Genomic DNA, 20,881 nt, shown 5'->3' with positions numbered 1-20,881 from the left:
TATGAGCAGTACGATGAAGGCTTTGATTCTCTCTGAACATGGTGACGTCGACAAACTCCATGTCGGCGAGATGCCGATACCGAAGGCGGTGCCGGGTCACGTGGTCATCCGCGTGCGCGCGTCGTCTTTCAACTATCACGATGTCTTCACGGTGAAGGGCATGCCGGGCATCAAGGTGCCGCTGCCCGTGGTCATCGGTCTGGATATGGCGGGGGAGATCACGGAGGTCGGTGACAACGTCGAAAACTGGTCAGTCGGCGCTCGCGTGCTCGTCAATCCGCTCAACAAGAAGAAAGGCCTGATGGGCGAAATGCTCGACGGCGGCATGGCGCAATACTGCCTCGTCAGCGCTGACCAGCTGATTGCAATGCCCGAAGGCGTGACGTTCGAAGAAGCGGCGTCGCTGCCGGTCGCCTATGGTACGGCGCACCGGATGCTCGTTACGCACAACACCATCAAGCCGGGTGATCGTGTAGTCATTCTGGGGGCGAGCGGCGGCGTCGGAACCGGCTGCGTGACGCTTGCCAAAATGCTCGGCGCCGAAGTGATTGCGGCCGCCGGCAGTGCGGACAAGGCTGAACGGCTCAAGGCGATGGGCGCCGATCACGTCATCAACTATCGCGACACCGATTTCTCGAAGTGGGTCATCGAGAAGTACGGCAAGCCGCAACGCCGCAGCTATGAAGGCGGTGCGGACGTCGTGATCAATTTCACCGGCGGCGATACGTGGGTGCCGTCGCTCAAATGCATCAAACGCGGCGGCAGCCTGCTCGTCTGCGGTGCGACTGCGGGTCACGATCCCAAGGAAGACCTTCGCTACATCTGGAGCTTCGAGATTCGCGTGATCGGTTCGAACAGTTTTTATGACGACAACCTCGCGGCGCTGATGGAATTGATCCGTACGAAGAAGATTGCCGTGCAGATCGACAAGGTGTTGCCGCTCGAACAGGCAGCCGAAGGCCTGCGCATGATTCGCGATCGGGAAGTGCTCGGCAAGATCGTCGTTACCCCATAAAGCACGGAGACTCGAATGGCTGATAACCAGCAACTTACCGCGGAGCAGGTTCAGACAATGCTTACGCGTGGTCCTTACCACCAGTGGCTCGGTCTGCGTGCGCTCGAAGTCGGCGACGGCTCGATCGAAATCGCCGCGACGTGGCGCGAAGAGTGGGTCGTGAACCCCGAACGCCGGTACACGCACGGCGGCATTCTTGCCGCGCTGGTCGACCTCACGGCCGACTGGGCGCTGGTGTCGAAAACGGGCCGCGGCGTACCGACGATCGATCTGCGTGTCGACTATCACCGCGCGGCGATGCCCGGTGATCTCATCGCGCGCGGTAAGGTGGTGAAGTTCGGTAGCGCGATCTCGGTTGCGGAGGCGCACATTTACGACCAGTCCGGCGCGCTGCTCGCAAGCGGCCGGGGCGTCTATTCGACCGCGCCCGCACCCGCGCCGAAGGCATGATGAACACGGCGACATCGACGCTCGACCATGTCGTCGTAAACGCGATGTTCGAAACCGACGCCGCGGCGTCGTGTTTCGAATTGCTCGGCTTCGCGTTGACCCCGCGCGGCTATCACTCGCTTGGCTCGGTCAATCACCTGATGATGTTCGATGGACATTATCTCGAACTGGTCGGCCTGCCGCCCGGCGCCACCACGTTGCGGCGCGAGATTCTCGAAAGCCGTCTGGGTATAGACGGTCTCGTATTCAAGACGGACGACGCGCAGGAAACCTATGCGCGATTGATCGACGCCGGAGTGCGTGCCAGTGAACCGCAGTCGTTCACGCGGCCCGTGGACATAGAAGGCGTCGAGCAGATCGCCCGTTTCCGGACAACCCGGCTCGCAGCTGAAGAACTGTCCGCCGGGCGCGTCTATTTCTGCGAGCACCTCACGCCGGAATGGGTCTTCCGTGCCGAATGGACGAAGCATCCGAACGGCGCGCAACGCCTGAAGGAATGTGTGATCGTGAGTGACGACCCGCAACTCGAAGCGCGCCGCTATGCGCTGATTGCCGGCGAGTCGGTTCTCACATCGCCGTCCTTCCACCAGTCGCGCATTGCGTTGCGTGATTTCGATCTGGACTTTATCGATGGCGCGGCATATCGCGCGCGCTATGGCGACCTCGTATGTCACGCAGCAGGGCGCGACAGCTATTTTGGCGCCATTGTCGTCGAGGTAAGCGACCTTGCGGCGATGCGCGCACGTCTGGACGCGCTCACGTCCCACGTCGACGAGAGCGTCCTGCGGCTGATGGCGCCAGTCCATGCGCAGAGCGGCGCGTCGTCCGTTGTGGTGCTGTTAGGCGAGCTCAATACTGTCATTGAATTTATCGGAGCAGTTGAACATGCCCACGCCTGAGAATCTCGGCGATCTGATCGACGCCGACGGCGATCCGTGCAAGCTTGCAGTGATCGCGCTTGGGGAACCCGACGAAACAGGTTGCGCGTGGCACGACACGCGCATGACCTACGGGGAACTGGACGCGCTTGCTGACGGTGTCGCGCATGCACTGGTACGGCGCGGTCTGAAAGTCGGCGAGCGCGTTGCCATTCTTGCGGCAAATCGCGCCGAATATGTCGCGGCGCTGCTCGGCATCATGCGCGCGGGAATGGTCGCTGTGCCCGTCAACTTCAGGTTTCCACCCGCGCTCTCCACTTTTGTGATTCGCGATAGCGGTGCACGTCTGGTGTTTTGCGACGCCGCGCGACTTGCCGACTGCCCGGACGATCTGCCAACAGTCGTATTCGAATCGACGGGCGAGGAAAGTTTCGCTTCGTTCGTCGAACCTGGCCCGTTCGAGACTTTCGTGCCCACGCCCGACATGCCGGCGATGTTTCTCTATACGTCCGGCTCGACCGGCAAGCCGAAGGGCGTGATGCTGTCGCACGGCAGCCATCTGTGGGTGGCGCGTACGCGAGCGCGTGCGCAGCCGCCGGCGGCGCATCGCTTTCTGGTGGCGGCGCCGATGTATCACATGAACGCGCTGACGCTCGTGCTGATGTCGTTGTACGGGCACGGTACGGTCATACTGCTTCCGCAATTCACCGCGCGCATGTACATCACGGCGATCGAGCGCTATCGGGTCACGTGGCTCACCTCAGTGCCGCCAATGATCGCGATGATGCTGCGCGAAAAGGAGTTGCTCGCGCGCACGGATCTCTCATCGGTGCGCTTCATCCGGATGGGCTCGGCGCCCGTCAGCGAGAGTCTGCTTGCGCAGATCGGCGAGGTATTGCCGAACGCGAAGCTCACTAATGTCTACGGCACGACCGAGGGCGGGCCGATCGTGTTCGGACCACATCCGCAAGGGATCGAACCGCCGTTGCTGTCGGTCGGATATCCGCATTCGGAAGTCAGCGTCAAGTTGCTCGACGCACCGCCGACAGGTGTGGCAACCGGCGTGCTGGCCGTAAAAAGTCCTGCCGTCATGCTCGGTTACCACAACCGGCCGGACCTGCCGCTACCGGTGACAGCAGATGGCTTTTATATAACGGGCGACGTATTTCACCGCGACGACCAAGGCTTTTATGCGTTCGTCGGCCGTGCGGACGACATGTTCGTGTCCGGCGGCGAGAACATTTTTCCCGGTGAAGTCGAGCAGATGCTCGAGACGCACCCGGATATCGTCCAGGCATGCGTGGTGCCGGTCGCCGACGACATCAAGGGAACCAAGCCGGTGGCATTCGTGGTGCGGCGCGCAGGCGCGTCGCTTACCGAAGAGGAAGCCAAACAGTTCGCGTTGACGCACGCCCCCGCTTATCAGCACCCTCGGCGTGTGTGGTTCGTGGACACGTTGCCGCTTGCGTCCACGAACAAGATCGATCGCGCAGTATTGAAAGCCACAGCGCTTGCGTCGCTACAGGATAGCGAAACCGCGTAAGTGAAAGCGACACGACATTCAACATCATGGAGTTCAGTATGAACGAGAATTTTCGCGAGTTCCTGGAACGGCTGCGCGCGGCACAGCAACTGGTAGATATCCGGCAGCCTGTTGATATCCGCCACGTCGGAACGCTGGTAGACCAGAGCGACAAGGCGCTGCTGTTTCATAACGTGATCGGCTACGATATGCCGCTGCTGTCGGGCATTATCCGCACGCAGGAACGCGCGATGATGGCGATGGGTTGCGACAACTACTCCGACATCGAGAAGATGCTGGCGCATGGCATCCAGAACCCGATTGCGCCCAAATATGTCGCCACCTCGGCCACGAAAGAAGTGATCTACAAGGGCGACGATGTCGATCTGTTCCGCCTGCCTGTGCCCATGTCGTCGATCTTCGACGGCGGGCCGATGATTACCGCGGGTATCGTGATCTCGCGCGATCCGGAGTACGGCCTGAACAGCGGCATTTACCGCTTCATGGTCAAGGAAAAGGCGCTGAGCGGTATCGACATCGTGACGCCGAACAATATGCGCATGTTCGCGCAGCGTGCCTACGAACAGGGACGTCCGTGCCCGATCTCCATTTCGATCGGCAACCACCCGATGGAAATCATGGGCGCCGGCTATCGCGCACCGATCGGCGTCGACGAAATGGCGATCGCCGGCGGCATCCGCGGCGCAGCGGTCGAATTGGCCCCGTGTGAAACGGTCGACTTGCCGTACATCGCCGATTCGGAGATCGTCATCGAAGCGGAAATTCTGCCGACAGGATGGACCCAGCCGGAAGGCCGCTTCGGCGAATTCACCGCATTGATGGGCGGCCTGCACTGGAACCCGGACGTACGCATCAAGGCGATCATGCATCGGCGCGATGCAATGTATTACTCGTTGCATATGCCTTGGGAGAACACGTGGCTCGCGGCGCCGACGCGCTATCAGGCCATTCGTAGCGCGCTGCGCACGGCCGGCGTGCAGGTAAAGGACATCAACGTGACGTTGGGCGGCCGCGCGTTCTGGCACGCGGTCATTTCGATTCGAAAGCAGGCGGGTGAGGGCAAGAACGCGCTGCTGGCGGCGCTTTCGGTGATGGATTTGAAGCACGTGGTGGTCGTTGACGACGACATCGACGTGTTCAACGGCGAGGAGGTCGAATGGGCCATCGCGACGCGCGTGCAGGGCGACCGCGATCTGATCGTCATCCCTGGCGCGCGCGCGAAGCCGCTGGACCCGAGCTTGCCGGTCATGCCGCCGGGCATGGTGCCGACAGGTGCCAAGGTCGGCGTGGACGCAACGATCTCGGAAGGCATTCCGCACGAACGCTACGAACGTATTTCATATGCCTATGCGGATACGGCGAAGATCGCGGACTACGTGGACGGGAAGGCCGACTCCGTGCATGTGTCGGAGCCGGAACAACTGGAAGACGCCGCAACCGAAGCGCTAGCACTCCTCGGCGCCGCGCCGCTTTACTACACCGAGCTTGCCGAACGGCTGTCGAAATACGACTTCCGCACGCTGGCCCGCGCGCTTGGCGAACTGCATGAACGCAAGCAGCTGTGGAAAACGGCGGAAGGCAAGCTGTGCGTGCGCGGTTCGCGCTTCGACGCCGTGCCGCCGACGCGGCGCTGATTGCCGCGATGTCGTTCGGTGCGCTGCACGGGCCGCAAGCGTTCCCTTCACTCCATTAATGAGCTGATCTGATGCAACCCTACCTGCTTGCAAAGCGTGTGCTGTTTGCCGCCGTGATGTTCCTGCTCGCACTTTCTGCGCAGGCCGCGCCGCTGCGCATCGGTTACTGGACGAGCGGCGTGAGCCTCGGCCTCGGCGCCGTACTGGAAACGGGCGATTTCCTGAAGAAGGCCGGTATCGACGACGCGCATTTCGTGCACTTCGCCGAGGTCAACGCACCTGCGAGCGGGCTCGCCGCCAATGTGATCGACATAAGCTTCAGCGTGCCCGGCGCTAGCGCGTTCAGCATCGCGGCGAGCGGCGTGCCGATCAGGATTTTCGGTGCGACAGCGCCGGCCGATGTCACATTCGTCACGCCCGCCGACTCGCGGATCGAGTCGATCGCGCAATTGCGTGGGAAGAAAATCGGCATGTCGCCGTCGGGTAGTTCGGTTGCATTGATGACGGCCGCGGTGTTGAAAGCAAATTATGGCTTCAATGCCAGCGAATATTCGCTGGTGCCCGGCAACGAGGCACGCCTTGCGCAGTTTCTCATGCAGCACCAGGTCGACGCCGCAGCGCTGCGCTCTGTTACGGTCGCGCAGTTGACGGAAGTGAAGACCCGGCGTCTCGGCACGCTGGTGGACGAATGGCACAAACTGACGAAATCCAATGCGATGCCGTATCTGGGCGTGGCCGCGGCACGCACGGAGTTGATCCAGCGCGACCCGCAATCCGTCGCGAAGCTGATTGTGGCGATTCACAATGCAATCGCCTGGGGCAACGCGCATCCGGACCAGGTCGCGGCGACCCTGCAGAAAGTCGCGAATCTGCCCGCAGACGATGCGCGAATTTATGCGGCGCATTGGGCCGAACTGAATAGCATTTCCTTCGAACCGATTGATATCGACACGCTCAAGCGCGAGCAGCAGATTTTCGCGGCGAGCGGTGCGATTAAAGGAACGCTTCCCAGCGACGTATTCGTTACCGGACCGTTCGAGGCGGCAAAGAAGATCATCGCGGGTCAGAAGCCATGATGACGCATGCACGCCGGCCATGCTCGTTTGCGCCCGATAAAGGAGGGATCGCATGAAATCCACATCCGCAGCGCGGCGACGCCTCGTGGTCGGTATCAGCGGCGCGTCGGGCGTCATTTACGGTGTGCGGTTGCTTCGCCTGTTACGCGACCTGGAGGTGGAGTCGCACCTGGTGGTCAGCCGTTCGGCGCAGGTGACGCTGGCGCAGGAGACGCAGATGCGGCTTGCCGATCTTCAGGCGCTCGCGGACGTCAACTACCCGAACACTGACATCGGTGCGGCGATTTCGAGCGGCTCGTTTCGCGTCGACGGCATGATCGTCGCGCCCTGTTCGATCAAGACGCTCTCGGAAGTTGCCACTGGATGCACCGGTTCGCTGCTTTCGCGAGCGGCGGACGTGATGCTCAAGGAACGTCGCCGTCTTGTGCTGATGGTGCGAGAAACGCCGTTGCATGCGGGTCATATCCGGAGTCTCGCTGCCGTCACGGATGCCGGCGCGATTGTCTATCCGCCAGTGCCGGCGTTCTACGCGCGGCCGGAAACGCTCGAGCAGATGGTCGATCATACGCTCGGGCGCGTGCTTGACCTGTTCGATATCGAATCACGAACCGTACGCCGGTGGAGCGGCACTGCTGGCTGATAGATGGTGCGACAGGGTGTGCTTTTTTGTGTCCAGTTTACTTCCCTATATGCATCTCCTAGAATGATTTGAGGTTGGTGAGGTGCCTACAGAATGACGTAAGCATAATACGCAGCCATTCCTGGATAGAGCGCACGGGGGCAACATGGTAGGGAAATTAGTTTCTGGGGGCAACGCCGCGGCCGAGGGCAAGTTGCTGGGAGAGTCGACTTATCTGGCCATGCGGCAGGCGATACTGTCCTGCTCGCTGAAACCTGGCAGCATGCTGACCGAGGCTGCGCTGATGGAGCAATATGGCGTCGGCAAGTCGACGTGCCGGCTGGCGCTTGCGCGTCTCACGCACGAAGGGCTGGTGCGTTCGGTGCCGCGACACGGCTACGTCGTCGTGCCGGTCACGCTGAAGGATGTCGAGGAGGTGTTCGCGCTGCGGCTCATTCTCGAACCCGAGGCGGCGCGGCTCGCGGCCGGCAAGGTGGACGCAAAGGCGTTGATGCGGATCGATCGCGCCGCGCGCGGCAATACGGCGTCGAAGAATCACGGTAATCGGATCGGGTTTTTCCTCGATGCGAACCGGGAGTTCCATCTGGTGATCGCAATGGCATCGGGCAACGACCGTCTGGTGCGCAGCATCTCGGTGCTGTTCGACGAAATGGCGCGGCTGGTGGCGCTCGGTTTCAGCGACGAAGACGACAGCCCGGAAATCGCCGACGATCACCGCCAACTGGTCGAGGTGCTGTCGGCAGGCGACGGCAAGTCGGGCGCGCGCATTACGCGCCGGCACATCGAAAAGTTTCGCGACATGACGATGGAGCGTGTGCTACGCAGCATGAAGCAGGACTTCGAGCATGCGCCGCTGGTAGCGATCGGCAAGTAATACCGAGGATTCCGCCTTTGCTTCAGGCGGAATCTCTCGATGAATGGTTGCACCGTGCTTTATGTTTTGACAAGGACATTTAGTAATCCTTCAAAGACGACGCTGGGGATACCGGCTGCGTTGCTACTTCAGGCAAAGCACCATGAAATCATTTCGTTCCGTTCTAAAGGCAGCATGCGCACTCGTAATAGCCGGCGCGTGCCTTACCAGTGCGTATGCGGCGCCGTTGCGCGTGGGCTACTGGACCAGCGGCACCAGTCTTGGTTTCGGTGCCGTGCTCGAAGCGCAGAAGTTCTTCGAGAAACAGGGACTGCAGGTGCAGTTCCTCCATTTTCCGGACGTGAACGGACCGACTACCGCGCTGGCTTCGAACGCGATAGACCTGGCGTTCGGCACCAGCCTCGCGGGAGCATTCAGCTTGAGCCAGCAGGGTGTGCCGGTCAGGATGGTGGCCGCTACGCAGATTGTCGATGCGGAAATCGTCGTGCTCGCGGATTCGCCGATCCACTCCGCGGGTGAACTGCGCGGCAAGAAAGTCGGCATGTCGCCCATCGGCAGTGCGACGACTGGCGTCGGCACCGCCGTGCTCGACGGCAATTACGGGCTCAAGCTTGCCGACTATCGCCTGGTTGCGGGCGACGAGCCGCGTCTTGCGCAATTCCTCGTTCAGAAGAACGTCGACGCCGCCGTCATGCGTCCCACCACGGTGGCGCAGGTGCCGGACAGTGCGCAGAAAGTCCGCGTCATCACGACTTTGTCCGATCAATGGAAACAGATGACGAAAGCGAGCACACCGCCCTATATCGGTGTCGCCGTGATGCGCAGCGAGTGGCTCAAGGACAACCCGGCTGATGCTGCGAAGGTGCTCGCGGCGATGCGCCAGGCGCTGGCCTTCGGCGCGACCAATCCCGACGCTGTCGTGGCGATACTCAAGAAGGCCGGCAACATGAGCGACGAGGGCGCGCGTTTTTACGGCGACCACTGGACGACGATGAATACGGTCTCGTTCAAATCGGGCGACATCGACACACTGAAACGCACATTCGAAGTTTTCAGGGCCGCCGGCACGCTGAAAGGCGAGCTTCCCGCGGATCTCTTCTATCAGAAGCCCTATCTCGACTCGGAAGCAGTCAAATGAGCGGATATCGGGAGTCGGCCAGTGGCCACAGCCGCCGCCATGGTGTACGGGCCTTCATCAACGGAGCAGCAATATGACGGAAAAGTGCGACGGTGCGGTCGCGACCATTGAATTTCCCACTAGCCGGATCCGCTGGCCGGAAGAGGGCGTTACACGTGTGCCGCTACGTGTGTTCTCCGACGCGGCAACCTACGAGCGCGAACAGGAGGCCGTGTTTCGCGGGCCCACATGGAGTTTCCTCTGCCTCGACATCGAGATTCCGAACGCGGGTGATTACATCACGACCAAGGTCGGCCATACGTCGGTAATTGTCGTGCGCCAGCAGGACGGCATCATTGGTGCGCTTGTGAACAAGTGCGTGCACAAGGGCTCGGTGCTTTGCTACGAAGCGCAAGGGCACCGCAAGCGTCCGAACTTCGTTTGCCCTTATCACAACTGGGTTTACAACTTCGACGGCGAACTGACGAGCGTCGCATTCGAGAAGGGCGTGCAAGGCAAAGGCGGTATGCCCGAGGATTTCGACAAATCGAAGTTCCGTCTGAAGAAGCTGCGCGTGGAGACCATCCGCGGTCTCGTGTTCGGTTCGTTTTCCGAAGAAGCCCCTGCATTGAAGGACTATCTCGGACCGACAATGGTGCGGCACATGGAGCGCACGCTATATGGGCGGGTAAAGATACTTGGCCGCTATAGTCAGGTGATGCACAACAACTGGAAGCTCTACGTCGAGAATAGCCGCGACAACTATCACCCGAGCCTGCTGCATGCGTTTTTCTCGACCTTCAAGATCAACCGGCTGTCCGCGGAAGGCGGTACGTTGCAGGATGAAGATAGCCGGCATCACATCACCTTTACGAAGCGCTATACCGACATTGGCGATCAGGCATACGACTCCGGCGTGATTCGTGCAATGCGCGACGATTTCGGTCTGAAGGATCCTTCGTTGATCGATCAGTGGATGGAGTATCCCGATCAGATTACCAATGCGATCCAGAGCATTTTTCCGGGCTTCGTGCTGCATCAGATCATGAATTCCATCGGCGTGCGGCAGGTGGTGCCGCTCGGCGTCGATCGATGCGAACTGATCTGGACCGTGCTCGGCTTCGAGGAAGACACGCCGGAGCAGACGCTCATCCGGCGCAAGCAGAGCAATCTCGTCGGGCCCGCGGGTTTTGTGTCGATGGAAGACGGCACGATTGGCGCGTTCGTCGAAAAGGGTATTCGCGGCGATCTTGACGACGCTGCCGTGATCGAGATGGGCGGCAAGGGCACAGGCCCGATGGCGACCCGGGCGACCGAAACCTCGGTACGCGGTTTCTGGAAATTCTATAGAGAACTGATGGATGTCTAGCACGACGCGCTACCCTGACCTGGAGGTCGGCACCCAGACGGGCGCGAGTATCGCGCGCCTGATGGCCCACTATTGCAGTTCGATCGACAATGGCGATCTCGACCGCTGGCCGGAGTTCTTCACCGAAGATTGTACTTACCGCATTCTCACGCGCACCGATTTCGAAGCGGGCCGCGATTTCGGCATCTGGTTCTGCAACACGCGCGGCATGCTGCTGGATCGCGTCAGTTCGATCCAGTCGGTTAATGTGTTCGAGCCACATGTCTACCGTCATGTACTTGGACCGACCGAAGTCGTCAGCGTCGAAGACGGGCTGATCGGTTGCGAAACCAGCTACATGGTCGTGCGAACCGGCTATGAAGGCGGCATGGTTGTGTTCAGCGTCGGACGTTATATCGATCAGATCGTTGTCGAGGGCGGCCGCGCGTTGCTGCGTGAGCGCACGGTCGTCACGGATTCGTGCCGCTACGACACGCTCGTTGCGCTCCCTCTGTAAGGATGCTGCCCGGATGACCGAACCTGCCCGCCGTTACCGGCTGCACCTCGAAAGCCAGCGGCGTCAGTCGTCAGCCTTTCATCTTCACGAAGCCGTGTGGCAGGTCGCCTGCGCGCGGCATCCCGATCTCGCACAGCAAATCGACGTGACGTTCGGCTGGGACGGCGAGCGGTTCGCGCGTCCGCTCGACGGAGTCGACTTCCTGCTGGCGTCGAGATTCCCGCATGAGGTGGTGAACGACGCGCCACGTCTGCGCTGGATTCACACGACAGGTGCCGGCGTCGATCAGTTGATGCCGCTCGATCGTCTGCGCCGCGACCTGGTCCTGACGAACAGTAGCGGCATTCATAGCGACAAGGCGGCCGAATACACGCAAATGGCGTTGCTGATGCTGAATGCGCAAATGCCGGCCGTGTTGCAGGCGCAGCGGGAGCATCGCTGGGACGCCCGGCTGACCACATCCATTCGAGGCAAGACGGCGCTGATAATCGGCTTCGGCGATCTGGGCATGGCAGCGAGCCGCGCGGCGCGCGCGCTCGGTTTGCGAGTCATTGCACTGAACCGGAGTGGCGCGGCACCGGCGCAGGCGGAGGAAGCAGTCGATGTACTCGCAACGATCTCCGCACTCGACGACTGGCTGCCTCAGGCCGACTTCGTCGTTATGACGGCGCCGCTCACGCCGGAGACACGCGAGTTGCTTTCCGCCGCGCGTCTCGCGCGCATGCGGCCCGGTGCGGGCGTCGTCAACCTTTCGCGCGCGGCGCTGATCGACCATGCGGCGTTGTTCGAGCGATTGCGTTCCGGAGAGTGCGGCGGCGCGCTGCTCGACGTATTTAATCCCGAACCGTTACCGGCTGACCATGTGGCGTGGGACGTGCCGGGACTCGTCGTCACGCCGCACATTTCGTGCGACGCGCCCGATTACAACCTGCGGGTGCTCGAACTCTGGTTTGGCAATTTCGCGCGATTCGTGCGCGGGGAACCGCTCGCGAATATCGTCGATCGTACCCGCGGTTATTGAGCCGGCAGAGGGGACGCGATCAAGGGTGACAGACCCAGCTGAGCGAGGCTCCGGTGCAGATTGGGTCGGCGAATCGGTTAAAGTTGTTGAGCAAAACGGACTGATGACCCGCGATGACCAGGCTGAAGAGTCTCGAGCTGTTCGCTGGTGCCTGCGCTACAAGCTCAGCCTACGGGATCTGACCAGCCCGCGAACGTAACAACGCCCCCGCGTCAGCTGATGGCATCGAAACAACGGCCGGCAACAACCGCATCACGAACGATCGCGCGGCATCGCCTGCAACGTATCGACGATTTCGCGCATCAGCGCTTTTCTGTCATCCGAAGCTCGCTGCACCATGCCGACCGTGCGCAGCGCGGGCGGGCTCGAAATCGGAATCACGCGCAGCAGCGGGTCGTTCAGCCAGTTGCCGCGTATCAGCAGCGGTAGCACCGCGACGCCTACTTTCTCGCGCACCAGCGCGGCAATCGTCTCGATCGAATTCAGTTCGAGATACTCGTTGACCATCAAGCCCGCTTTCTCCAGCGCCTGCTCGACCACCTGCCCCGTGCGCACGCGCCGGTCGAAGCGCAGAAAGCCGTGCGCGCGCAAGATGCGCTGCGGGTCGTTATCGGCGATGTCGCGGTTCACTACCAGCACCATCGGTTCGGTGTAGAGCGTGGTCCATTTGAGCGTGTCGGGCAGCGTCTCGTCCGCGCGCGCGACCACCGCCGCGACGTCCACGTCGCCCGCTTCGACCATGCCCGCCAGTTCGTCCGAGCGCGCCGACAGTAACCGCACGTCGAGCCGCGGGTGCGTCGCCTTCAGCCGCGCGACGGCGAGCGACAGCGCGCCGATCACCGACACCACCGCGCCGATCGTGACGGGGCCTTCCATCGCGTCGGTGGGCTTCGCTTCGAGGTCGGCGAGCAGGTCGAGGATCTGCTCGACCTTCGGCCAGATAGTCATCCCGTGCTGTGTCAGCGTGATCTGTCGCCCGCGGCGGTCGAACAACTGGCGGCCCAGCGCTTCCTCCAGCCCGCGCATCTGCAGGCTAACGGCCGCCTGCGTCAGCGCGACCTTTTCGGCAGCCGTCGAGAACGAGCCGGTGCGGGCAACGGCCCTGAAAGTCTTCAGCATGCGTAGCGTCGGCATTCGTTCGATCCATGAGAAAAACTTAAGTGTGGAAAAGAAAGTTTAATATTTTTTGTACGTTGGCAGCCAGATAATCGATTTCACAACGATCTGGAAGGACGAGCCACGCAATGCGGAGTAAACAGGCATGACCGCAGCAGAACGCCGGCCGGTTCTCGATGTACAAGGCTTCTCGCTGAATTTTTCGAATTTGCCCGACGCGCCGAACGTCGTCGACCGGGTGTCCTTTCTCGTCCACGCGGGCGAGACGCTGTGCGTGGTCGGCGAGTCCGGCTGCGGCAAGAGCGTGACGTCGCTCGCGCTGATGGGGCTGCTCGCCAGCCCGCCCGCACGTCGCGTCGCGGGCACGGCGCATTTCGAGGGCGTGGATCTGTTCGGGCTGTCCGAGCGCGAACTCGCCGACATTCGCGGCAACCGCATGTCGATGATCTTCCAGGAGCCCATGACCTCACTGAATCCCGCCTACACGGTCGGCGAGCAGATCGGCGAGAGCATCCGGCGGCATCGCGGCGTCAGCCGCGCAGCGGCGCGCGAAGAGGCGCTCAAGATGCTGCGGCTCGTTCATATTCCCGCGCCCGAAACGCGGCTCGATGCGTTTGCGCATCAGCTGTCGGGCGGCATGCGCCAGCGCGTGATGATTGCGATGGCGCTCGCGAACAGCCCGCGCCTGTTGATCGCCGACGAACCCACTACCGCGCTCGACGTGACCATTCAGGCGCAGGTTCTGGCGCTCGTGCGCAATCTGCAGAAAGAGACGGGCACGGCGATGCTGCTGATTACGCACGATCTAGGCGTGGTCGCCGAAGTGGCGGATCACGTGGCGGTGATGTATGCGGGCAAGATCGTCGAGTACGGCACGGTGTCCGATCTGTTCGACGATCCGCAGCATCCGTACACGATCGGGCTGATGGGCGCGATTCCGTCCGTCGGCAAGCGAGAAGGGTCGCTCGCCACGATACGCGGCTCCGTGCCGACGCCCGAGCAGATGCCGCGCGGCTGCCGCTTTGCGCCGCGCTGTCCGTTTGCCGAACAGCGTTGCATCGACGCCGCGCCGCCCGAGCGAACGCTCGAAGGCGAGCATCGCGTCGCCTGCTGGCTCGCGCCTGTCGAGCAGCTCGTGAAGCCCGCGCAGCAAACGGAGCTAACATGAGGCCCGCGAATGCGTCACACCCCGCGTCGCACCCCGCGTCACACATCGCGACGCCCATCGCGACGCCCATCATCGAAGCCAGCGCGCTCACCAAACGCTTCGGCGGCGAGCGGCAGATGTTCACGCGCACGCCCACGGTTCATGCCGTCAACGAAGTCTCGTTCGCCGTGCACACGGGCGAGACGTTCGCGATCGTCGGCGAATCGGGCTGCGGCAAGTCGACCCTTGGGCGCATGCTGCTGCGTTTGATCGACGCGACGCAAGGGCGCGTGCTGTATCAGGGCGAGGACATCACGCATTGGCAGGGCGCGAAGCTGCGCCGCTTGCGCCGCGACATGCAGATCATCTTTCAGGACCCGTTCGCGTCGCTGAACCCGGGCATGACGGTCGGGCAGATCATCGGCGAGCCGGTTGCGTTTCATGGTCTCGCGAGCAGCGGCAGCGAGCGCCGCGAACGCGTCGCGCAACTGCTGACCAAAGTCGGCCTGCAGCCGGCGTATGCGCAGCGCTATCCGCATGAGTTCTCCGGCGGCCAGCGGCAGCGCATCGGTATCGCGCGGGCGCTGGCGGGCGAGCCGAAATTGATCGTCGGCGACGAGCCCGTGTCGGCGCTCGATGTCTCCGTGCAGGCGCAGGTGATCAACCTTCTCGAATCGCTGAAGGCCGAACTCGGGCTCACGCTGATCATGGTCGCGCACGATCTCGCCGTGATCCGTCACATGAGCGACCGCGTCGCGGTGATGTATCTGGGTGAAATCGTCGAACTGGCGCAGGTCGACGAACTGTTCGACGCGCCGCTGCATCCGTACACGCAGGCGCTGCTGCGCGCGATTCCCGCCAGCAGTCCGCACGAGCGCCGCACGAAGCCCGCGCTGCAAGGCGATCTGCCCAGCCCGACGGCGCCGCCGCCCGGCTGCCGCTTTCATACGCGTTGCCCGCACGCGAAACCGCGCTGCGTGCAGGAGCGCCCGCTGTCCGAAACGCTGCCGGGCGGACGGCAGGTCGCGTGTCATTTCTGGCGCGACGTGCAGAACGCGGGCGGCGGCACGCCGCTCGTCGCGAGCGTCAGCGCGAAGCTCAACGAGCGCCTGGCGATCTATCGCGAGAAGCAGAATCAGACGCAGGCCGCACCGAGCGCCGAAGCGAACCGCTAACGATCACCTATGGCAACCCGAACCGCAACAAGGACACGACGCATGCGAAGAATGTTGATTGCCGCCGCGCTCGCATTGAGCGCTTCCGCCGCGATGGCGCAGACCACCATCCGCATCGGCCTGCAGGACGATATCGGCTCGCTCGACCCGGCCCGCAGCGTGCAATTTGTCGACCGGATCGTGTTCGCTTCGCTGTGCAATTCGCTCGTCGATGTCGCGCCCGATCTGAAAATCGTGCCGATGCTCGCCACGTCGTGGACCACGGGCGACGACGGCAAATCGCTGACGTTCAAGCTGCGCCAGGGCGTCAAGTTCCAGGACGACGAGCCGTTCAACGCCGCCGCCGTGAAGGCGAACCTCGACCGCTACCGCACGCTGCCGACCAGCAACCGCAAGAGCGAATTGTCGTCGGTCGATCATGTGGATGTGATCGACGACAGCACCGTGAAAATCGTGCTGAAGCAGCCGGACGCCGCGCTGCTCGCCACGCTGTCGGACCGCGCGGGCATGATGCTCGCGCCGAAAACGCTGAGCGACGCGGCAGGCGTCGCGTCGCATCCCGTGTGCTCGGGGCCGTACAAGTTCGTGCAGCGCGTGCAGAACGATCGCGTGGTGCTCGAGAAGTTCGCCGGTTACTGGGACGCGGACAAGTATCCCGTCCAGCGCGTGGTGTTCCAGCCGATTCCCGACAGCACCGTGCGTCTCGCGAATCTGCGCTCGGGCTCGCTGGATATGCTGGAGCGTCTCGCGCCGTCCGACGTCGCCGCCGTCAAGAGCGATGCGAACCTGCAGTTCAAGCCGGTGACGGGTCTCGGCTTTTACTACGTCACGTTCAACATCAACAACGGCCCACGCGGCAACGGTCCGCTGAAGGACAAGCGCGTGCGGCAGGCGTTCGAGCTGTCGATCGACCGCGATGCGATCGACCAGGTGATCGGTGCGGGCATCTTCACGCCCGCGAACCAGGGCATTCCGAAATCGAGCCCGTACTACAACGCGTCGCTGCCGACCTCAAAGCGCGACGTCGCGAAGGCGAAGGCGCTGCTGAAGGCGGCGGGCCAGGAGCATCCGACCATTGAATTCGCGTATCCGAACAACACGGTCGCGAGCCAGATCACGCAGATGCTGCAGGCCATGCTCAGCGAAACGGGCATCACGCTGAAGCTGCGTCCGAGCGACTACGCGACAGAACTGAACGCAGGCCACACCGGCGACTTCGAAGCGATGTACACGGGCTGGTCGGGGCGCCTCGATCCCGACGGCAACCTGCATCAGTTCAACACCTGCGCGGGCAACCTGAACTACGCGCACTACTGCAACCAGCAGGTCGATTCGCTGCTCGACTCGGCGCGCACCAGGCAGACCCAGGCCGAGCGCAAGTCCGACTACGACGCCGCGGGTAAGATCCTCGCCGACGACGATCCCATCGTCTACATCTACGCGCAGCCCTGGCCGTTCGTGCTGTCGAAGAAAGTGCAGGGCTTCACGCCTTACGCCGACGGTCTGGTGCGCCTGCGCGGCGTGTCGATCAAGGGCTGAGCGTCATGCTGCCAATCATCGCGAATCGCCTGCTCGTGGCCGTGCCGACCCTGATCCTGGTGTCGATGCTGATTTTCGGCTTGCAGAAGCTGCTGCCGGGTGACCCGGTCCGCGCGATGGCGGGCGAGGATCAGGACCCGCAGCTGATCGCGACGCTGCGGGTCAAGTATCACCTCGATCAGTCCGTGCCGACGCAGTACGCGCTATGGATGCGCGATGTCGCGCACGGCGATCTCGGTTCGTCTTTGCGCACTGACGTGCCCGTGCGCGCGTTGATCGCGCAAAAGCTGCCCGTCACGATCCAGCTCGCGGTGATGGCGATGATTCTCGCCATTGGCATCGGCATTCCGGCGGGCGTGATTTCGGCGGCGAGCAGGGGAGGGCCGCTCGACTACGCGGCAAACATCTTCGCGCTGTCGGGCATGTCGATACCGAATTTCTGGCTCGGCATCATGCTGATTTTCATCGTGTCGGTGCGCTGGCATCTTTTGCCGTCGTCGGGTTATGTGTCACCGGGCGAGGACTTCTGGCTCAGCATCAAGACGATGCTGATGCCCGCGTTCGTGCTGGGCGCCGCGCTAGGCGCGCAACTGATGCGCCATACGCGCAGCGCAATGCTCGGCGTCTTGCGCACCGACTACATCCGCACGGCGCGCGCGAAGGGGTTGCTGCGCGGCGCCGTGGTCGTCAAGCACGCGTTCCGCAATGCGCTGATTCCCATCGTCACCGTGCTCGCGCTGCTGTTCGGCGAACTGCTCGCGGGCGCCGTGCTGACGGAGCAGGTGTTCACGATTCCCGGCTTCGGCAAGCTCGTCGTCGATGCGGTGTTCAATCGCGATTACCCCGTCGTGCAAGGCGTCGTGCTCGTCACGGCGGTCGCGTTCATCGTCGTGAACCTGTGCGCGGATGTGCTCTATATCCTGCTCAATCCCCGACTGAGGCGCAGTTGATGGCTACTTCAATCGATGCCCGATCCGCGTCGGCGGCCGCCGCGTTGCCGCGTCGCAAACGCCGGGGGCTCACGCGCTTCATGCGCAATCGCGCGGCCGTGTTCGGTGCGTTTCTGGTGGCGCTCATCGTGATCATGGCGTTGTTCGCGCCGTGGCTCACGCACTACGACCCCGTGCAGGCGAGCTTCATGACCGTGCGCCAGGCGCCGTCGGCAGCGCACTGGTTCGGCACCGACGAACTCGGCCGCGACGTGCTGAGCCGCCTGCTGTACGGCGCGCGTGCGTCGTTGCTGGCGGGCGTCGTGTCGGTCGGCATTGCCGTCGTGCTCGGCGTGCCGCTGGGGTTGATCGCCGGTTACTTCGGCAGGTTCGTCGACGGCGTGATCTCACGCATCGCCGATGCGCTGCTGTCGATCCCGTTCCTGATTCTCGCGATCGCGTTGAGCGCGTTTCTCGGCCCGAGCCTGACGAACGCGATGGCCGCGATCGGCATTTCTGCGATGCCGCGCTTCATTCGCCTCACGCGCGGCCAGGCCATCAGCGTGAAGGCCGAAGAATATGTGGAAGGCGCGCGCGCGATCGGCCTCGATCACGCGCGGATCATGCTGCGCTACATTCTGCCGAACGTGCTGCCGCCCATCATCGTGCAGGCGAGCCTGACGGTGGCGAGCGCGATCATCGCCGAAGCGAGCCTGTCGTTTCTCGGGCTCGGACAATTGCCTCCCGCGCCGTCGTGGGGCTCGATGCTTAACACGGCAAAAGACTTCGTGAGCCAGGCGCCGTGGATGTCGATCTTTCCCGGCGTCGCGATTTTCCTGGCCGTGCTCGGCTTCAACCTGCTCGGCGACGGCCTGCGCGACGCGCTCGATCCGCGCGAATCGTGATGTTTTTCGCGCGCTACGGCTTTCGATGGCGCGCGGTCGAACCAGCAAAACCACCAGAGTGACAACATGACAAGCTTCAACTGGCAGAACCCTTATCCGACACTGCGCATGCCAGTGTTCGCGCGCAACATAGTGTCGACGTCGCAGCCTCTCGCCGCCCAGGCCGGGTTGCGCATGCTGTGGAAAGGCGGCAATGCCGTCGATGCGGCCATCGCGGCAGCGGCGGCGATCACCGTCGTCGAGCCGGTGTCGAATGGACTCGGCAGCGACGCGTTCGCGCTCGTGTGGGACGGCAGCAAGCTGCACGGGTTGAACGCGTCGGGCGTCGCGCCCGCTGCGTGGAACGTCGATTATTTCAGGCGCAAATACGGCGAAAACAACGGCGTCGCCGTGCAGCCCGTGCGGGGCTGGGACACGGTGACGGTGCCGGGGGCGATCGCGGGCTGGGAAGTGCTGCATCGGAAGTTTGGCTCGCTGCCGTTCGCCGATCTGATGGAGCCCGCCATCGAGATCGCCGAGCGCGGCCATGCCGTGGCAAACGTCGTCGCGCGCAAGTGGGCGGCCGCCGTGCCCGAACTGAAGAACCAGCCGGGCTACGCAGATACGTTCATGCCGCGCGGCCGCGCGCCCGAAGTCAGCGAACTGGTGAAGATGCCGGGCCACGCCAAGACCTTGCGCATGCTGGCCGAACACGGTCCGCGCGCCTTCTACGAAGGCGAAATTGCCGAACGCATCGCGGCGTTTTCCCGCGATTGCGGCGCGGCAATGACGCTCGACGATCTGCGCAACTATCAGCCCGATTGGGTCGAGCCGATCGGCAAGAACTATCGCGGCTACACGGTGCACGAGATTCCGCCGAACGGGCAGGGCATCGCCGCGCTGATCGCGCTCGGCATTCTCGAACAGTTCGACGTGGCCGCGCTGAAGCTCGACGGCATCGAATCGCAGCATCTGCAGATCGAAGCGATGAAGCTCGCGTTCGCGGATGTGTACCGCTACGTCGCCGATCCGCGCTCGATGGAAGTGACGCCTGCGCAAATGCTCGACGACGCCTATCTGAAATCGCGTGCGAAGCTGATCGATCCGAAGCGCGCGACGCACTTCGGCTTCGGCATGCCGAAGGCGGGCGGTACGATTTACCTGTCGGCGGCCGACGAGCGCGGCATGATGGTCAGCTTCATCCAGTCGAACTATATGGGCTTCGGCTCGGGCTGCGTCGTGCCTGAGATGGGCATTTCGCTGCAAAACCGTGGCTGCGGTTTCTCGATGGACCCGAAGTCGCCGAATGTGGTCGAGGGCGGCAAGCGGCCGTTCCACACGATCATCCCGGCGTTCCTCACGCAGCAGGTGGACGGCAAGCAGGAAGCGGTCATGAGCTTCGGCGTGATGGGCGGCGACATGCAGCCGCAAGGGCACCTGCAAACCGTGGTGCGTATGCTCGATTACAGCCAGCAGCCGCAGGCGGCATGCGATGCGCCGCGCTGGAAGGTCAACCGCGATTTCTCCATAGATATCGAATCGACGCTCGATCCGCAGACCTCACGCGCGCTCGAAGGCCTGGGCCACACGATCAAGTCGATCGATGATCCGTATATGGATTTCGGTTCGGGCCAGTTCATCTGGAAGCTCGATCGCAACGAGCCTGAGCGCGGCTATGTCGCTGCAAGCGACAGCCGTCGCGATGGGCTGGCCGCAGGGTTCTGAAGGTCGCGTCGCGCGCCGACCGTTCCTGCGGCGAACCGCGAAGGCGTCAGCGGACGCCTTCGCCACCGGCGCGTCGGGAAACAACTTTCTGAAAAAACGGGAACAGATTTATGCAAACCGACGACGCTTGAGTTATATCCACACAAAAGCTCCGTGTAATTTGACATAAGATAAATTATCAACGGGACTGGTGTCAGGGCTTTTTAGTAATGTCCGGTTCTGGCTCATTAGAAATGTCCGGTTTCCTGCTCCC

At 62.6% G+C, this 20,881-nt stretch carries 19 protein-coding genes; 18 read left to right on the top strand and 1 reads right to left on the bottom strand.

Annotated elements, in window-relative coordinates:
- The first annotated feature begins 1 nt into the window (after position 1).
- From J2W46_RS31010 to J2W46_RS30955, 12 genes are all read left to right on the top strand, one after another.
- Complete coding sequence (locus J2W46_RS31010) at positions 2-1,015, top strand: zinc-binding dehydrogenase (protein ID WP_088174450.1); 1,014 nt, start codon at positions 2-4, stop codon at positions 1,013-1,015.
- A 15-nt stretch (positions 1,016-1,030) separates the two neighbouring features.
- Entirely contained in the window at positions 1,031-1,465 is a 435-nt protein-coding gene (locus tag J2W46_RS31005) for a PaaI family thioesterase (protein ID WP_310359205.1), read from the top strand.
- Positions 1,465-2,364 carry a VOC family protein gene (locus tag J2W46_RS31000; protein WP_310359202.1) on the top strand — a complete coding sequence of 300 codons (900 nt, stop codon included), beginning with the start codon at positions 1,465-1,467 and terminating at the stop codon, positions 2,362-2,364. Before J2W46_RS31005 ends, J2W46_RS31000 begins: the two co-directional genes overlap by 1 nt.
- Positions 2,351-3,886, top strand: a complete 1,536-nt coding sequence (locus J2W46_RS30995) for a class I adenylate-forming enzyme family protein (RefSeq protein WP_310359200.1) — start codon at positions 2,351-2,353, stop codon at positions 3,884-3,886. The genes J2W46_RS31000 and J2W46_RS30995 overlap by 14 nt, the downstream gene beginning before the upstream one ends.
- Before the next feature lie 38 nt (positions 3,887-3,924).
- A complete protein-coding gene (locus J2W46_RS30990; RefSeq protein ID WP_310359197.1) occupies positions 3,925-5,520 on the top strand; it encodes a UbiD family decarboxylase in 1,596 nt (531 codons plus the stop codon).
- A gap of 71 nt (positions 5,521-5,591) precedes the next feature.
- On the top strand, positions 5,592-6,596 hold the full coding sequence (locus J2W46_RS30985) for an ABC transporter substrate-binding protein (protein ID WP_310359194.1): 1,005 nt from the start codon (positions 5,592-5,594) through the stop codon (positions 6,594-6,596).
- Between the two features lie 52 nt (positions 6,597-6,648).
- A complete protein-coding gene (locus tag J2W46_RS30980; RefSeq protein WP_310359192.1) occupies positions 6,649-7,236 on the top strand; it encodes a UbiX family flavin prenyltransferase in 588 nt (195 codons plus the stop codon).
- A gap of 145 nt (positions 7,237-7,381) precedes the next feature.
- On the top strand, positions 7,382-8,110 hold the full coding sequence (locus J2W46_RS30975; protein WP_310065190.1) for a GntR family transcriptional regulator: 729 nt from the start codon (positions 7,382-7,384) through the stop codon (positions 8,108-8,110).
- Between the two features lie 142 nt (positions 8,111-8,252).
- The gene (locus tag J2W46_RS30970) at positions 8,253-9,248 is read left to right on the top strand and encodes an ABC transporter substrate-binding protein (RefSeq protein WP_088174457.1); all 996 of its coding nucleotides are present in this window, start codon (positions 8,253-8,255) and stop codon (positions 9,246-9,248) included.
- 73 nt (positions 9,249-9,321) lie between these two features.
- Complete coding sequence (locus J2W46_RS30965) at positions 9,322-10,596, top strand: aromatic ring-hydroxylating dioxygenase subunit alpha (protein ID WP_310359186.1); 1,275 nt, start codon at positions 9,322-9,324, stop codon at positions 10,594-10,596.
- Positions 10,589-11,092, top strand: coding sequence for an aromatic-ring-hydroxylating dioxygenase subunit beta (locus tag J2W46_RS30960; RefSeq protein ID WP_310359183.1), 504 nt, complete (start codon positions 10,589-10,591; stop codon positions 11,090-11,092). Before J2W46_RS30965 ends, J2W46_RS30960 begins: the two co-directional genes overlap by 8 nt.
- A 13-nt stretch (positions 11,093-11,105) precedes the next feature.
- The gene (locus J2W46_RS30955) at positions 11,106-12,113 is read left to right on the top strand and encodes a D-2-hydroxyacid dehydrogenase (protein WP_310359181.1); all 1,008 of its coding nucleotides are present in this window, start codon (positions 11,106-11,108) and stop codon (positions 12,111-12,113) included.
- Positions 12,114-12,365: 252 nt separating this feature from the next.
- On the opposite strand, the gene J2W46_RS30950 is transcribed toward J2W46_RS30955, so the two are convergent.
- Positions 12,366-13,247: a LysR family transcriptional regulator gene (locus J2W46_RS30950; RefSeq protein ID WP_310359180.1), complete on the bottom strand. Its 882-nt coding sequence runs from the start codon at positions 13,245-13,247 to the stop codon at positions 12,366-12,368.
- A gap of 127 nt (positions 13,248-13,374) precedes the next feature.
- Between J2W46_RS30950 and J2W46_RS30945 the strand changes: the two genes are divergently transcribed.
- From J2W46_RS30945 to J2W46_RS30920, 6 genes are all read left to right on the top strand, one after another.
- Positions 13,375-14,397 carry an ABC transporter ATP-binding protein gene (locus tag J2W46_RS30945; protein WP_088174461.1) on the top strand — a complete coding sequence of 341 codons (1,023 nt, stop codon included), beginning with the start codon at positions 13,375-13,377 and terminating at the stop codon, positions 14,395-14,397.
- The gene (locus J2W46_RS30940) at positions 14,394-15,551 is read left to right on the top strand and encodes an ABC transporter ATP-binding protein (protein ID WP_310359175.1); all 1,158 of its coding nucleotides are present in this window, start codon (positions 14,394-14,396) and stop codon (positions 15,549-15,551) included. Before J2W46_RS30945 ends, J2W46_RS30940 begins: the two co-directional genes overlap by 4 nt.
- Positions 15,552-15,593: 42 nt before the next feature.
- Positions 15,594-17,090: an ABC transporter substrate-binding protein gene (locus J2W46_RS30935; RefSeq protein WP_310359173.1), complete on the top strand. Its 1,497-nt coding sequence runs from the start codon at positions 15,594-15,596 to the stop codon at positions 17,088-17,090.
- 5 nt (positions 17,091-17,095) lie between these two features.
- On the top strand, positions 17,096-18,040 hold the full coding sequence (locus tag J2W46_RS30930; RefSeq protein ID WP_027780164.1) for an ABC transporter permease: 945 nt from the start codon (positions 17,096-17,098) through the stop codon (positions 18,038-18,040).
- A complete protein-coding gene (locus tag J2W46_RS30925; RefSeq protein WP_204520828.1) occupies positions 18,040-18,924 on the top strand; it encodes an ABC transporter permease in 885 nt (294 codons plus the stop codon). The genes J2W46_RS30930 and J2W46_RS30925 overlap by 1 nt, the downstream gene beginning before the upstream one ends.
- A gap of 66 nt (positions 18,925-18,990) precedes the next feature.
- Entirely contained in the window at positions 18,991-20,628 is a 1,638-nt protein-coding gene (locus J2W46_RS30920) for a gamma-glutamyltransferase family protein (RefSeq protein WP_088174464.1), read from the top strand.
- Positions 20,629-20,881: the final 253 nt, after the last annotated feature.

This window comes from Paraburkholderia strydomiana (assembly GCF_031456815.1).
Classification (GTDB): Bacteria; Pseudomonadota; Gammaproteobacteria; order Burkholderiales; family Burkholderiaceae; genus Paraburkholderia; species Paraburkholderia caledonica.
The sequence above is the reverse complement of the archived record's forward strand: the minus strand, read 5'-3'. Positions and strand labels throughout refer to the sequence as shown.